This is a genomic window from Photorhabdus sp. RM96S, from assembly GCF_042879335.1.
Taxonomy (GTDB): domain Bacteria; phylum Pseudomonadota; class Gammaproteobacteria; order Enterobacterales; family Enterobacteriaceae; genus Photorhabdus; species Photorhabdus kayaii.
The window spans coordinates 1-12,953 of record NZ_JBHFKT010000042.1 but is presented as its reverse complement, the minus strand read 5'-3'; the positions used below and the strand labels follow the sequence as shown (position 1 = coordinate 12,953).

14 protein-coding genes and 4 pseudogenes are annotated in these 12,953 nt (G+C 39.9%); 12 read left to right on the top strand and 6 right to left on the bottom strand.

From position 1 onward, the window contains the following. Positions 1–152: 152 nt before the first annotated feature. Together ACGF49_RS20100 and ACGF49_RS20095 are read right to left on the bottom strand one after the other, a co-directional pair. Positions 153–689, bottom strand: a complete 537-nt coding sequence (locus tag ACGF49_RS20100; RefSeq protein ID WP_262977553.1) for a hypothetical protein — start codon at positions 687–689, stop codon at positions 153–155. Between the two features lie 16 nt (positions 690–705). Continuing rightward, positions 706–1,122: a helix-turn-helix domain-containing protein gene (locus ACGF49_RS20095; RefSeq protein WP_082303644.1), complete on the bottom strand. Its 417-nt coding sequence runs from the start codon at positions 1,120–1,122 to the stop codon at positions 706–708. Between the two features lie 90 nt (positions 1,123–1,212). Between ACGF49_RS20095 and ACGF49_RS20090 the strand changes: the two genes are divergently transcribed. From ACGF49_RS20090 to ACGF49_RS20045, 10 genes and pseudogenes are all read left to right on the top strand, one after another. Continuing rightward, positions 1,213–1,401, top strand: a complete 189-nt coding sequence (locus ACGF49_RS20090; protein WP_036777229.1) for a DNA-binding protein — start codon at positions 1,213–1,215, stop codon at positions 1,399–1,401. Between the two features lie 66 nt (positions 1,402–1,467). After that, a complete protein-coding gene (locus ACGF49_RS20085) occupies positions 1,468–1,776 on the top strand; it encodes a helix-turn-helix domain-containing protein (protein WP_040153029.1) in 309 nt (102 codons plus the stop codon). Positions 1,777–1,795: 19 nt separating this feature from the next. Then, the gene (locus ACGF49_RS20080) at positions 1,796–2,752 is read left to right on the top strand and encodes a DUF3102 domain-containing protein (protein WP_262977552.1); all 957 of its coding nucleotides are present in this window, start codon (positions 1,796–1,798) and stop codon (positions 2,750–2,752) included. Between the two features lie 53 nt (positions 2,753–2,805). Continuing rightward, positions 2,806–4,590: an integrase gene (locus ACGF49_RS20075; protein WP_387492444.1), complete on the top strand. Its 1,785-nt coding sequence runs from the start codon at positions 2,806–2,808 to the stop codon at positions 4,588–4,590. 238 nt (positions 4,591–4,828) lie between these two features. Next, positions 4,829–6,001: an ExeA family protein gene (locus ACGF49_RS20070; RefSeq protein ID WP_387492441.1), complete on the top strand. Its 1,173-nt coding sequence runs from the start codon at positions 4,829–4,831 to the stop codon at positions 5,999–6,001. A 459-nt stretch (positions 6,002–6,460) separates the two neighbouring features. Further along, the gene (locus ACGF49_RS20065) at positions 6,461–6,652 is read left to right on the top strand and encodes a hypothetical protein (RefSeq protein ID WP_040153038.1); all 192 of its coding nucleotides are present in this window, start codon (positions 6,461–6,463) and stop codon (positions 6,650–6,652) included. A gap of 98 nt (positions 6,653–6,750) precedes the next feature. Next, positions 6,751–7,181 (top strand): annotated as a pseudogene (locus ACGF49_RS20060) (gp16 family protein). Further along, the gene (locus ACGF49_RS20055; protein ID WP_112896822.1) at positions 7,174–7,542 is read left to right on the top strand and encodes a Mor transcription activator family protein; all 369 of its coding nucleotides are present in this window, start codon (positions 7,174–7,176) and stop codon (positions 7,540–7,542) included. The pseudogene ACGF49_RS20060 and the gene ACGF49_RS20055 overlap by 8 nt, the downstream one beginning before the upstream one ends. 177 nt (positions 7,543–7,719) lie before the next feature. After that, positions 7,720–8,433, top strand: a pseudogene (locus ACGF49_RS20050) (VENN motif pre-toxin domain-containing protein); the annotation flags it as partial. 872 nt (positions 8,434–9,305) lie between these two features. Continuing rightward, positions 9,306–9,623 (top strand): hypothetical protein, encoded by a 318-nt coding sequence (locus ACGF49_RS20045; protein ID WP_271859543.1) that lies wholly within the window; start codon positions 9,306–9,308, stop codon positions 9,621–9,623. 44 nt (positions 9,624–9,667) lie between these two features. Here the strand turns inward: ACGF49_RS20045 and ACGF49_RS20040 are convergent, their stop codons facing one another. Together ACGF49_RS20040 and ACGF49_RS20035 are read right to left on the bottom strand one after the other, a co-directional pair. Beyond that, positions 9,668–9,910: a SymE family type I addiction module toxin gene (locus ACGF49_RS20040; protein ID WP_271859544.1), complete on the bottom strand. Its 243-nt coding sequence runs from the start codon at positions 9,908–9,910 to the stop codon at positions 9,668–9,670. A gap of 98 nt (positions 9,911–10,008) precedes the next feature. Beyond that, positions 10,009–10,113, bottom strand: a pseudogene (locus ACGF49_RS20035) (transcriptional regulator); the annotation flags it as partial. Positions 10,114–10,382: 269 nt separating this feature from the next. On the opposite strand from ACGF49_RS20035, the gene ACGF49_RS20030 reads away from it, so the two are divergent. Together ACGF49_RS20030 and ACGF49_RS20025 are read left to right on the top strand one after the other, a co-directional pair. After that, positions 10,383–10,631: a hypothetical protein gene (locus ACGF49_RS20030; protein WP_271859545.1), complete on the top strand. Its 249-nt coding sequence runs from the start codon at positions 10,383–10,385 to the stop codon at positions 10,629–10,631. 264 nt (positions 10,632–10,895) lie between these two features. After that, positions 10,896–11,027 (top strand): hypothetical protein, encoded by a 132-nt coding sequence (locus tag ACGF49_RS20025; RefSeq protein WP_262405182.1) that lies wholly within the window; start codon positions 10,896–10,898, stop codon positions 11,025–11,027. 604 nt (positions 11,028–11,631) lie between these two features. Here the strand turns inward: ACGF49_RS20025 and ACGF49_RS20020 are convergent. Together ACGF49_RS20020 and ACGF49_RS20015 are read right to left on the bottom strand one after the other, a co-directional pair. After that, positions 11,632–11,794, bottom strand: a pseudogene (locus tag ACGF49_RS20020) (transposase); the annotation flags it as partial. Between the two features lie 127 nt (positions 11,795–11,921). Then, positions 11,922–12,875 (bottom strand): hypothetical protein, encoded by a 954-nt coding sequence (locus ACGF49_RS20015; RefSeq protein ID WP_387492434.1) that lies wholly within the window; start codon positions 12,873–12,875, stop codon positions 11,922–11,924. Positions 12,876–12,953: the final 78 nt, after the last annotated feature.

Here is a 12,953-nt window from a genome sequence, read left to right as displayed (position 1 = left end):
TTAGATATAGATAAAACTGTTTCGTTATCCCCTATGTAAAGAAAACAATTATTCCCATTGGCTATATAATCATTGGGAAGTTTGGCATTTGTGGGAATTAATAAGTTACGCACAGTCCATACCCTTATATGAAATAGAAAATAACTATATTTTTAAGAATTTCTACGTTGCAAGATGACATCTATGGTATCAATAACATCCTGATTTTCATCTATTATCCTATTTTCTATCTTCCTGTGCTTGTCCATTTTTTTTCCGCAAAGCGCTATCAACACGACCCAAGAAATAAAGATTATCAATGTTTTATCATTAAGTACCAATACATTAGTAAATCCTTCACCGAAAAATATCATATAAGCGTTCCATAGGGCAAACGTGAATGCTATAAGCACGAGGCTAAGTAATAGCAGGCAAGGTGTATTGATGTAATAACGCCATTTAGCATCTTTATTTTCTATAAGTAATTCTCGTTTTATAGCAAATAATTCCCGACTATTCCTTTCATGAAGCTCACGCGGGCGAGATGGCATAGGGTTAATATTGACGACTGAACCTACATGAATAGAGCCATGATTATTGCCACCAACGCTGATGGTTATTTGTCGTTCCTGCCCATCTTGGGGAAGTTGTTTAAGGCTATCAAAAACTTGTCCTGCTAATGTTTGTAATTCTTCATCTCTTCTGTCCATGCAAATCCTTTATTTTTTAATGATTAACAACCAGTTTTAATACTCTGTCAATTCTACTGTCATCGACAACCGACTCTTTAATTAAAAAGTTATATATTTTTGATGATTGCAGGACGAGTTCATCGGGCGTCCAGCGGCGATTAGCCTGTTGTGCCATCGAATCTAGTTTATGAACAATTTTTCCCAGTAATTCTGTATCTATCTCACTGTTTTTGTAAGCGGTAGAGGCTGACTGTTGAACTTGCCCTGTTATTAGGTACAACACATCAAGACCTGCTTTTGCCCAAAGGCTTATAGCGTCAGCCCCTGGTGCAGATTCATCTTTTTCCCACCTTATCTGTGATTTTCTTGATGCGCCAACCATCTCCGCGAAATCAGACTGACTAAACCCCAATCGCTCACGCTCTTTTTTTAATCTCTCACCAAGAGACATTTTTGTCACCAAAACCCTTTACAAGTCCCATTAATGGGACAATAATGTCATGTATTGTACAAACATCATTGCATTACCGGAGGCCATAGCATGACACCCGAGAAAATTAAAAGCCGTTTTCATCAACACGGCATCACTATTACCCAATGGGCACAGGAGAACGGGTATTCCCGCGAAGCTGTATACCGAGTTCTTAATGGACAATCCAAAGCTAATTACGGAAAGGCCCATGAAATAGCTGTAAAGCTAGGTCTGAAAACGCCAAGTTTAGGCATTTAAATTTAGCCTAACTATTTTATCACTTTATGTAACAGATTATCACATATTGAAAAGGGAGAGTGTGACATGCGCAAAATTAACGTTTCCAGTTCTGGTACGCGCATATTACGGGTTCTTAAGGCTCTACGTGGTCATTCCTTGTCTGGGCTGAGTAATGGTGAATTAGCGGAATTACTGGGGGAATCTCCGGCAAATATTAATCGTGCACTAAATACATTAATAGAAGAAGGGTTGGCGCAAAAACTGAGTAGTGGCAGATATGCACCAGGTATGCAATTACTGCAAATAGCACAATCGTTCTCTAATGAAATGGCTAACACACAGGCCAGAATTACAGAAATGAATCAGCGCGTTCTAGCTGGTAGCAGAAATTAATTAACAGGGGATTTATATAATGGCACGCTCAAAAAATACAACATCAGTAAAACTGGCCGAAGATGTTCAACTTGCTGACGATCTACAGGTCAATCTCAACGCTATGACAACACACCGCCTGCAAATCATGGAACAGTTTGGTGATGGTTTGCCGTATGAACGTGATCGCATCGTCCATGAAACCCGTTTCTACATGGCTCAGAGTGCTGAAGCGATGTTAGAAGCTGGGAAGCGTCTCATTATTCTTAAAGAGAATGAACCTCATGGCGAGTTTGTTAACATCGTTAAGGATCAACTCGGTCTGGAACCCCGTATTGCCCAAAAAATGGCACAAGCTGCACTCAAATTTCTTTCACCTGGATTAGAAACAAAAGCGAAAACGTTTTCGCTTTTGGGACGTTCCAAACTGTATGAATTGATGCTTGAAGACGATGATGAACTGTCTGAATTGGCTGAAGGTGGCACTGTAGCTGGTCTGACATTAGATGATATTGATCGCATGTCTGTCCGCGAACTACGTAAAGCCCTGCGTGATACACGTGCTGATCTGGATATTTCACGCCAGACGGTACAAGAAAAAAAGGAACTTGTTAGTAGTTTGATTGAGGAGAAATCTGAAATCCAGCACAAACTTCAGCGCCGAATCAATCATGAAAAACCTGAAGAAGAAGGTGTAGCTTTGACACAAGAGGTTAATTCATTGTCTTTTGCTATTGATGCAGCTATCACCAATCTTTTCAATGGATTTGAAACGCTTAATGACCATACCACACGAACCGATATTAGTCATGTTGGGTTTATGGCAGGCGTCCTCGACGACCTTGAAGTCAAAATTCGTAACCTACGTAATCACTTTAATCTGCCTGAGTACAGAGAACACAGCATTGTTCCTGATTGGGCTAAAGAAGGTGCGGAAGCAGAAGAGGAAAGATTCGAACGACCAGAATGGATGGATAAGGAAGAGGCACATGAATAAATCTGAATTGAAAAAAATGCTTGAAAAGAAACTGAAGAAATAAGGGCAATAACATGAATACCACAATGACCGAACGATTAGTTTCTATTGCACAGGCAGCACATAAAGCCGGACATGGCAGTAAAGAAGCAATATATCGGGCGGCTTGTGAAGAGCTGTGTATGTCACGTTCAACATTGATTAAAAAACTTGGTGAAGTTTCTGGCAAAAAGCCACGCAAGAAACGTTCTGATGCAGGTAATAGCGCGCTGACACGTGAAGAAGCAACTTTGATCTCAGGGGTATTGATGGAGGCCACTTGTAATACAGGGAAACGGTTATATAGCCTCGAACAGGCCGTTAATGATCTGCGTTCAAATGGCCTGATTAATGCAGGCCATATTGATACCGAAACGGGCGAATTTTCTCCGTTATCCATTGACGCTATTAGTCGTGCATTGCGCCAGTACAAACTTCATCCTGAACAGTTGAAAGTGCCTGCGCCCAGCCTACAATTGGCTAGCCTGCATCCCAATCATGTCTGGGAATTAGACGCCTCAATTTGTGTACTGTATTACCTAAAAAACCCTAATAAAAACAATGGGATTGACAGTGGATTACGCATGATGCCTGTGGCTGAATTTAATAAAAATAAGCCGAAAAATCTGGCTCGTATCATTAATGATCGCGTTTGGTCGTTTGAATTAACAGATCACACAAGTGGCTGGATATATGTTGAATACTTATTTGGCGGTGAAACCAGTCAGAATTTTACTTCTGTGTTGATTAACGCAATGCAAGATCGTGGTGACGCAGATGTATTACACGGTGTACCCCAAATTTTATTTACTGACCCCGGTTCTGCTTTGACAGCACCTACACTACGTAACTTGTGTAAGGCCTTAGGCATTCAAATGATACAACACAAGGCCCGTAACGCCCGTGCTACGGGCTCTGTTGAAAAAGCACGTGACATCATCGAACGCAATTTCGAATCCGGTTTACGCTTTCGACAGGTTGATAATATTGATGAACTTAACCGTCTGGCACGGCTATGGCGTATGAAATTTAACCGCGGTGCAATACATAGCCGACATAGACAAACCCGTACAGATTGCTGGCTAAAAATCACAGTAGAACAGTTAGTAAAAGCACCAGCCATTAACGTTTGTCGTGAATTGGCAATTGGCGCACCAGAAAGCCGCAAAGTACAAGCAACCTTGCGAGTATCTTTCAGGGGACGTGAGTATGACGTCAGTACTGTTCCTGGGGTGAGTGTTGGTGATTCAATCATGATCACCCGCAATCCGTGGCGTGACGAAGAGGCACAGGTAGTCATTACTGGTGAAGATGGCTTTGAGGCTTTCCATCTTGTTAATGAAGTTACTAAAGATGAGTACGGCTTTGCCATCGGCGCACCTGTAATTGGTAGTGAATTCCAAGCCATTCCTCAAACAATTGCACAACGTAATTTAGCCGAAGTTGAACAGAAAATCATGGGGACAAACAACACGGCTGAAACTGAAATAGCACGTAAATTGAAAACACTTCCCCTCAATGGTCGGTTTGATCCATATTTGGATATTGAACGTAATGATGCACCAACGTATATGCCAAAACGTGGACAAGCCTCTACGGTACATAGTCCACGAATTGAACAGCTTATGAACCCCGTTGATGTTGTCAAAATTTTACGTGAACGGTTTCAATTACATGGTAAGACATGGCGTGGTGAATTTTATCAGCAAATAGTTAAACGCTTTCCTAATGGTGTTCCAACAGATCAAATTGATGAGTTGGTTGATGAATTCATAGGGAAATCAACAACTGTTGTATGCAATATTGTTAACGGTAATTAATTTTTCATGGTGTATATTAAGGAAAAGAAAAATAGCAATTAAAATTCATGATCCACTGCTTTCACTGACAACTCAAAATACAACTGAGGTTTATTTATAAAAGTGATCCAGTTTGTTTTCGTGAAACTCATCATAACGTAAGAAATATAAAGGATGTTTTTCCAGGGAATGATGTTGCTATCTCTTATTATCAATGGAATATGCAGAAATAAAAATAGCCGCTTAACGGGGGATTATTATGCTGGTGTTTAAACAGCAGTTACAGGTACATCAGTTAACACAAAGTGCAGCAGCAAGTGCGGCAGGAATTTCAGCGGCGGCGTTGGCTCAAATTGTTAATCACAATATATGGCCACGACAGAACGCAGATGCAATTCGTCAGCGTATTACTGATTTCTTGGCAAAAAGAGGTATCGATACCGCAAAAAGTTTTGAGGTGGTACAAACAACCAATAAATCAGATATCTATACCGATAATAAAAATACAACCCTCATTTCTGAGGAGGAAAACATGTTACTAAAAAAACAAGTGTTATTTCCAGCTACGAAAAAGCACTTTGGTTTATTTCGTGATCCATTTGAAGATAGTGCAATTCAAAGTGCTGAAGATGTTTTTGTGACTCCAGATAGCCGTTATGTACGGGAAACCATGTATCAAACAGCCCGCTATGGTGGTTTTCTGGCAGTATCAGGGGAGTCAGGTTCAGGTAAAACGACACTGCGTCGTGATCTTATTGACCGTATTAACAGGGAAAATACCCCCGTTATTGTTATAGAACCCTATGTATTAGCAATGGAAGACAATGATATAAAAGGTAAGACCTTGAAAGCATCAAGCATTGTTGAAGCTATTGTGAATACCTTAGCGCCATTGGAAAACTTGAAACGATCGCCTGAAGCACGCTTCCGCCAGTTGCACAAGATATTGAAAGACAGTTCACGCGCTGGCTATCAACATGTGTTAATAATAGAAGAAGCACACTCGTTGCCTTTACCGACATTAAAACACCTTAAACGATTCTTTGAACTGGAAGATGGATTTAAAAAACTGTTATCGATCATTTTGATTGGTCAGTCTGAACTGGAATTGAAGCTATCTGAACGTAATCAAGAGGTTCGTGAAGTAGTGCAACGTTGTGAAGTTGTTAATTTGTTTCCTCTTAATGATTATCTGGAAACATTTCTGGATTTTAAATTTAGTCGCGTAGGCATGAAGACTAACAAGATTTTAGATAATAGCGTTATTGGTGCTATCCGTGACCGTTTATGTCTTAGTCGGCATAGTGGTAAAGAAACTGTTAGTTTATTATATCCATTAGCTATCGGAAACTTGATTATTGCAGCTATGAACATGGCTGCAATTAATGAGATACCTATGGTTGATGCCAATATTATTCGCAGTGTTAGCTAAAGATATCATTATGATAAAAAGTTCTATTCAGAAATTAATATTGAAAATATTCATATTAAAACTGCCTTATCACAAATTAAATATTCAAGGCGGATTCGACTAATTTCTGATTTTATTAATTTCAAATTGGTTACAACAAGGGCGGAACATACCATAACCAAAGAAATGGAAGTCTTGTAAATATTAAGTTCGGAATTTCATTGTCGATCTACTTGAAAAAATTTCTTTGTTGAGGAAAAGAAGAAAATATATTGGTATTAATAAAAACATTCATTAAGTAACAGATAATTAAATATGGTAGAAAGAAAAGTTATGTTTAAAGCTACTGCGGCTTCTTACACTCCGTAATTATGTAAATAAAGCTGTTGTAAAAGATATTAATGAAATATCAATTAATTCAGGTAAAGAAGATTTTTCAATTATCCTATTTGAACAGAAAATTAAGTAAGGAACATACTTATGAAAATAACATGTAATCACTGCAAACAACCTGTTGAAAAAATGAATCTAAAACAAGCCAAGGTTATTCAGACTCCTGAATTTGGTGAGTGGGTTGTTGATTTAATCTTGGTTTGTCCACATTGCAGTCAGCAATACGGTGTATCTGTGTCAACATGGGATTTACAGCCACTGGAGACCACTCATGGATAAAACGGCCTTATACCGAAAAGCCAAGCTCAGTAGTATCAAGTTAATGCTGGCTATTCTGGTTTACTTAATTCAAGAGTACATAGCAGAGGATGAATAAGATGGCAAAACAGAAACTTATTCAGCTTACTTTCATATTGCACGTAGTGATCTAAAACTAGACGAGGATACGTATCGCCAGATGTTACTTTCAGAAACCGGAAAAGCCTCTACGCGGGAAATGGATATCCCGCAGTTAACTCGCGTTTTGGAAGCTATGAAAAAGCGCGGTTTTAAAATTCAATCCTTTAGGAAATCCAAAAAATCACGTCCATTAGATAGACATCCCCAATCAAAGAAGATACGTGCATTGTGGCTGGAAATGGCATCTATAGGTATTGTTCGTAATAGTTCTGAACAAGCCTTAGCTCACTGGGTTAAGCGTGAAACGAATATTGATGGTTTACAGTGGTTAGATTCAGACCAAGCCAGCAGCATTATTGAAAAACTGAAGAAGTGGCAGAACCGCGTCACGAGGAAAAAGTATGAATGATGTGAATAACTTTCGTAGCAAAGGTCCTGAGTTGCTAGTCGAACTGGCACAGCATACAGCCTGCACGGTCAGTGAAATAATCCATGTTGAGCCTGCGTTAGCCGAACAAATTGGTGAAGCTGTTGCTAACCATATGATGCAGGTTTGGGGCGGTCAGAATGTCTATTTTCCTATGGGCATGATTTGGAAAGTCAGCCTCCGTGATCGTGAGATTTTCAACGAATTTAACGGTAAAAATCATCATGATCTGGCTCGTAAGTTTGGTGTTTCTATTCAATGGATTTACAGCGTAGTGAAACGTATTCGAAAGGAGGAACTAGATCGCCTGCAAGGTAAGTTATTCGATAACGAGTCTGAATAGGCAGGTCAAACTGATTGAGCTTAGTAAAATCAGGTGGCAGACTAAGCATGATTCTCGTTCGGTCTGCCTTTCAAATACTGAAAAGGATTTACAATTGAATCTCCATAACTTCCCACTTAGTCCAAGTTTTTCCCATAATTATCTTTCAGTTTCTTTTCAAATATCTTACTTATGATCATGAAACAGGCCCAACTGATTGGCGAAATCAGTGCGCAGGTGATTGATATCGCCAGTACCGAAGGGGCAATTATCGCCACCAAAGCGGCCCACTCCAAACTGGAAAACATCAGTGACCCGGATAGAGAAGCGGCCATAAAAGTACTGAAGGATAAAGGTAAAACTGACATCACCCCGGAACAAATTAAAGACCAGATTTACAAGACCGCCTATAACCAGGCGTTGAATGAATCTGGCCTGGGCACCGGTGGAAAATACCACACCGCTTTACAGGCGGCTACCGCGGCCATTCAGGGACTCGCGGGCGGAAATATGGGTCAGGCACTGGCGGGCGGCGCTTCTCCTTATCTGGCTGGAGTGATTAAAGACCTGACTACCGACCCGAAAACCCATCAAGTCGATGTCGTCACCAATACGCTGGCCCATGCCATTCTGGGAGCAGTGGCAGCCGAAGTCAGTGGTAACAATGCGCTGGCGGGAGCGGCAGGAGCGGCAGGAGCGGCTTCCGGTGAACTGGCCGCACGAGAACTGATGAAGCACATTCACGGAGAAAATGCTAAAGTCAGTGACTTAAGTGAAGAGGAAAAACAGACCATCAGTACTCTTTCTACCCTGGCTGCGGGGCTGGCCGGCGGCATTGCCGGTGACTCTACCGGCAGCGCCGTCACCGGGGCCCAGGCCGGGAAGAATGCGGTTGAGAATAACTATCTGAGCGTGAATGAGTTGGACAGTTTTGCGCACCAAGCCCGCACCTGTGAAGGGGAGAGCTGCAAACAAGTGATCAAGGAGATGGTTGATACCAATATCCGTAATCAGCAGGACATGATGGACTCCTGTAACAGCAACCCGAACCAGTGCGCGCAGAAGTATGGTTATCTGGTTGATCAGTGGCCGGTGTTTGAACGTACCCTCAAAAATATGGACCGGGATGGCACATTGCCGGTTGAGTTCAGAAATTACCTGTCGGCGGTGAATACGTTAGGTCAGGCGGCCACAGGCAAGGTAGGCGAACTCGGCTGGACAAAACGCTTTGAAGCGATGGGTATGAGTCAGGAAACTGCCGCTGCGATGGCGATGACGCTGCCTGTTATTGTTGAGGGCAGCAAAGGGCCGAAATCATCGTCAACAACAAAAGGAAGCACAGGCGCGGCTGTTAATACAGAGAAAACGGCGCTGGAAAAGATTGGGAAAAACAGTCAAGGCACAACGAATCTGGGTGATAAATCGGCTAATACTGTTTATCATCAACAGCTTATCAAAAATGCTGAAAAGATATCTACCGCGAAACCAGGACAACAAGTTGCTGCGCCAAGGGATCTGAATGAGCAAACTTTCTGGAAACAGGTTGAATCAAATCCGTCACAGGGAAGTAAATTGTTAGGTATGAATAAAGATCCCCGTTTTCCTACAGCGGCTGGTTTTCAGAAAATGGAAGCAAAACATAGGCTCCCTAATGGACAAACAATAACTATCCATTACCAGTACAACTCAAATGCTGGTAAAGCCTATGACATGAAAATTACTACTCCCCAGAGAATCCAACAGGATCCTAAAAAGGTAATAGATTCAATAAAGGATAATGTTAAATGAAAATACAAGAATCAGATGGCTCTATTGTTGATGTTTTTGCCATATATTGGTTTGGTGATGAAACATATTTTTATGGGTTACCACCAAATTATAGAGGTTTACAGGCATATAAGTCTCATGAAGTCTCAGTTATCGATACAACGATAGGTTTTAAAACTGTTTTTTTCTCAAATGATGATGCTAAAAGTGTTCATCATTGGGCATTAATAGAAGAACAGTTGCTGGATGATCTACTTGAGTTAGATGAAACTGCTTATCAACGCTTTTTGGCAATCCTAAAAGCGGAAGGTAATATAGAACAGGATTTTTGTTAATTAGGCGTCCCGGTCAGTGGCCGGGAGCTTCCTGCTTTTAACCGTCAACTGTTCTCAACCAGCCGGATAATCAGCTGCCCCCGTTCAACGGTGATGTTCACCGCCTGCCCGGTGGCAAAGCCCGCTTCTTCCAGCCAGTTGCCTTTAAGGTGCAGGCTGGGATGCTGGCTGTAATAACGGGTCATGCCGGTGCTGCGGTCTTCGTGGCGGGTGCGGGCATACCCCACCTTATAGCTGCGCCGGGCTTTTGAAATCGCTAAATCTGCATTACAATCGCGGTTAGCCATAAATCAACTCCTGCTTAGTTGGTTGTGGTTAGCGGTTGTGGCAGGTTGCCGCCTGCTCCATCCGCGTTAAAAAATCCTTTCTCTTAGCTGTCTGTCTTTTACTGTTGTGCCTGTGCAATTACCGCATCCAACATCTCTGAAACCAGCTTCTGCTTAGCGCGGGGCAACTGGCTGATAATCTGTATCTGTTGCAGTTGTCTATTAACGAAAAAAATGGATTTTATGGGTTTGAGTCAGCCTTACGAGTTTTTCCATATGAAACAGTGAGCGAAGAAATCGGCCTAATAGACTGGAATAACAGTGAACTATGGATTAATTCATATGAAGATATGGCTAAAGACGTTCTTTTTTTGCAGAAGATATCTTTGGAAATCAGTTTTGTTTAAAAGATGATTGTATTTATGCATTCGATCCTGAAACGGGTTTATTTGATAAGCTGGCTGAAAGCATAAATGAATGGTGTGGAATTATATTGGAAGATTATGAAGTCCTAACTGGATATTCCTTAGCGCATTCTTGGCACAAAATTAATGGCCCTATTCAATCTGGTTATCGTTTAATACCTAAAATTCCTTTCGTTGCTTGCGGAGAATATGAATTGGAGAATCTTTATTTAATCCGATCATTTGAAGCCATGAGAATTAGAGCTAATTTTGCTCTGCAAATACGGAATATCTCTGATGGAGAGAGTATAAAAATAGATACAACAGATTGCAGATAATATACAATTTATAGCAAATTGAAATGGAATTCCAATCAATATGAAGTACCTCATAAAGTTAAGGCATACACTACGCGGCTAATAATACCTGAGTCAGTAACTCCACCAGACTCAGGCTATTTAATTTTGAGCGGGGATCTCAGGTTACTGACAAATTTATTTAAAATACGGGGTGTTATCATTGCATATACCCTATAGATTTCAAGATGCATCGCGACGGCAAGGGAGCGAATCCCCGGGAGCATAGATAACTATGAGACCGGGGTGAGTGAGTGCAGCCAACAAAGAGGCAACTTGAAAGATGACGGGTATATAAATCAGCCAGTAAATAGCCTGACTATATTAAAGATATCTCTTGATGTTTTCTCGGATAAACCCTCCTTTTCCATGGCTTAAATCCTGCCAAATTAACCGTTTTATCTCTTTTTTATTGCATTATTTTTATAGCTTACGTCTTAAAATGACGGTGAGAAAACATCTCACTTTCAGTTCATTAAAAAACTTTCCCTATCGTGCTGATTTCTTTTCAACTTTCCGTTAATGGTTAATAGGTTTCGATTAAATATCATTAACTATTCTGCTAAAAAGTGGTATTTATTATGTTAAATCAACCTGTTATATAAAAATTTAATCTCTCTGTATTCGTGCTTTTAAATGGTTATGGCAGTAAATAGGCCATCTTTAATCACTCTATACCTTTTAAAAATCTGGCATTAATGGAGTATCTGTTTTTCCCCCTTAGCTGACTAATCACCGATAAAAAGGATTTTACGACCGCTAGAAAAGATTTAATGAATGATATTTACGTTTTATAGCCTATATTTATCCTCCCCATTTTCATTAAATTGGCATTCAGTTTTCTCGTTTTTCCTGTATTTTATTTTTCAGGTTTAAAACTAGATTAGCTAATGGTATTAAAATCAAAACCCATTCTTTTAATCATTTTCAAAATCCCGTTAATCCTGTTAAATGTTTTGAATCAGTTCAGGAATATGTAAAAACTAAGGTTTTTCACCTTTAAGTCCTCAATGACGATCATTGCGTGGTTTTTGCTGGTGGTTTTCGCTGATAGTCATCGTGACTTTATGAAGGTAATCTTTGCGGATATTGGCGATACGGGCATGTATGCGCTGGATTTTGCGTTTCTACTTTTGCCAGTTATTCCCCTCCCGCTTTATGTCAGCGGGAGTACCCTTTCGAAGGAAGAGATGGCACCGTGACTTTTAGCATGGCCTCGGTGCCGCCGGTATAATCCTTCCGCTTTTTCAGAGAAAACCTTTTAATTTTCACCTAGTTTTCAATGTATATCTTAGCTATTTTCTCAAATAAAGAGCTTTTACTAACTTCCCTTAACCTTAATATATCGCTGGTAAAAGAACGTAGGAAAATAGATGTAATATTTTGTTCCATCGCATTTATCTGTTTACCCTCTTTATCCATAGTCAGAATATTATAAATTAAGTTCTCTTTTGCAATCGTTTGATGAGGTGAATTGCATGGTGATACAAAATACAATAAGTCATCTCCCCTCGGTTGAAGATAAATATGTTCATACTGACTATTCTGTTTAGGCGCTAAGTAATAGGGCAAAACTGTTTCAATCGGATTACATACCCTATTCACTAAATTTTCATCTTCCAAGGCATATTCAATATTATCTATTTTCTGATTACCGATGATTCTAGGAATTCTATCCGAGTGATATCGACTAAGACATACTTTTTCAACATTATCAAACAAATAAAAAGAATCATTATAAAGTTTTGATATTTTTTTCATAAACTTGCATTTTTCCCCAAGAGCATCTGCATTATTCACCAGTGAATGCTCATTGATGAAAAGCGTTTTATTATGAATATCAACATCAACTATTGAAGCAAGTATTTCCTTATTTTTCTTATATTCTTCTGGAATCCTAATATACACAAGAGTTATCTTTAAATCAGGAAGATCAATATTTTCAATTTTTTTCTCTTTGAAAATTCTCTCTTTTAACCAAAGTTCACTTTTGATCTTTTGAATTTTTATAATTATTTTATTACTTAATCTTTCCAAGCCGGTCTTCTTATCGTTTTCCACAATATCATTATCTAAATTTATACCCTGAATAACTGTTTCACCTTGCTCTTCAAACCTATAGTGTTTTAATTCCGAATAGTAATCCAATTCAGCATCTTCTATTCCCTTTTCTCCAATATGCTTAAATGCATCCCAGGGCACGAGCATACTTTGACTGCTATTCATCCAAAGAAAACTCTTGCCCGATAATCATCGCACCAACCCGCTTTTTTAAGCTTGTTCCTTTGGCTCGGTGCCCCGCAA

What these genes read in the sequence shown, in the direction of transcription:
- ACGF49_RS20100 (WP_262977553.1), bottom strand. Translation starts at nt 689, where the DNA reads ATGGACAGAAGAGATGAAGAATTACAAACATTAGCAGGACAAGTTTTT.
- ACGF49_RS20095 (WP_082303644.1), bottom strand. Translation starts at nt 1,122, where the DNA reads ATGTCTCTTGGTGAGAGATTAAAAAAAGAGCGTGAGCGATTGGGGTTT.
- ACGF49_RS20085 (WP_040153029.1), top strand. Translation starts at nt 1,468, where the DNA reads ATGCGCAAAATTAACGTTTCCAGTTCTGGTACGCGCATATTACGGGTT.
- ACGF49_RS20040 (WP_271859544.1), bottom strand. Translation starts at nt 9,910, where the DNA reads ATGGCTAACCGCGATTGTAATGCAGATTTAGCGATTTCAAAAGCCCGG.
- ACGF49_RS20080 (WP_262977552.1), top strand. Translation starts at nt 1,796, where the DNA reads ATGGCACGCTCAAAAAATACAACATCAGTAAAACTGGCCGAAGATGTT.
- ACGF49_RS20045 (WP_271859543.1), top strand. Translation starts at nt 9,306, where the DNA reads ATGAAAATACAAGAATCAGATGGCTCTATTGTTGATGTTTTTGCCATA.
- ACGF49_RS20075 (WP_387492444.1), top strand. Translation starts at nt 2,806, where the DNA reads ATGAATACCACAATGACCGAACGATTAGTTTCTATTGCACAGGCAGCA.
- ACGF49_RS20090 (WP_036777229.1), top strand. Translation starts at nt 1,213, where the DNA reads ATGACACCCGAGAAAATTAAAAGCCGTTTTCATCAACACGGCATCACT.
- ACGF49_RS20070 (WP_387492441.1), top strand. Translation starts at nt 4,829, where the DNA reads ATGCTGGTGTTTAAACAGCAGTTACAGGTACATCAGTTAACACAAAGT.
- ACGF49_RS20015 (WP_387492434.1), bottom strand. Translation starts at nt 12,875, where the DNA reads ATGAATAGCAGTCAAAGTATGCTCGTGCCCTGGGATGCATTTAAGCAT.
- ACGF49_RS20055 (WP_112896822.1), top strand. Translation starts at nt 7,174, where the DNA reads ATGAATGATGTGAATAACTTTCGTAGCAAAGGTCCTGAGTTGCTAGTC.
- ACGF49_RS20065 (WP_040153038.1), top strand. Translation starts at nt 6,461, where the DNA reads ATGAAAATAACATGTAATCACTGCAAACAACCTGTTGAAAAAATGAAT.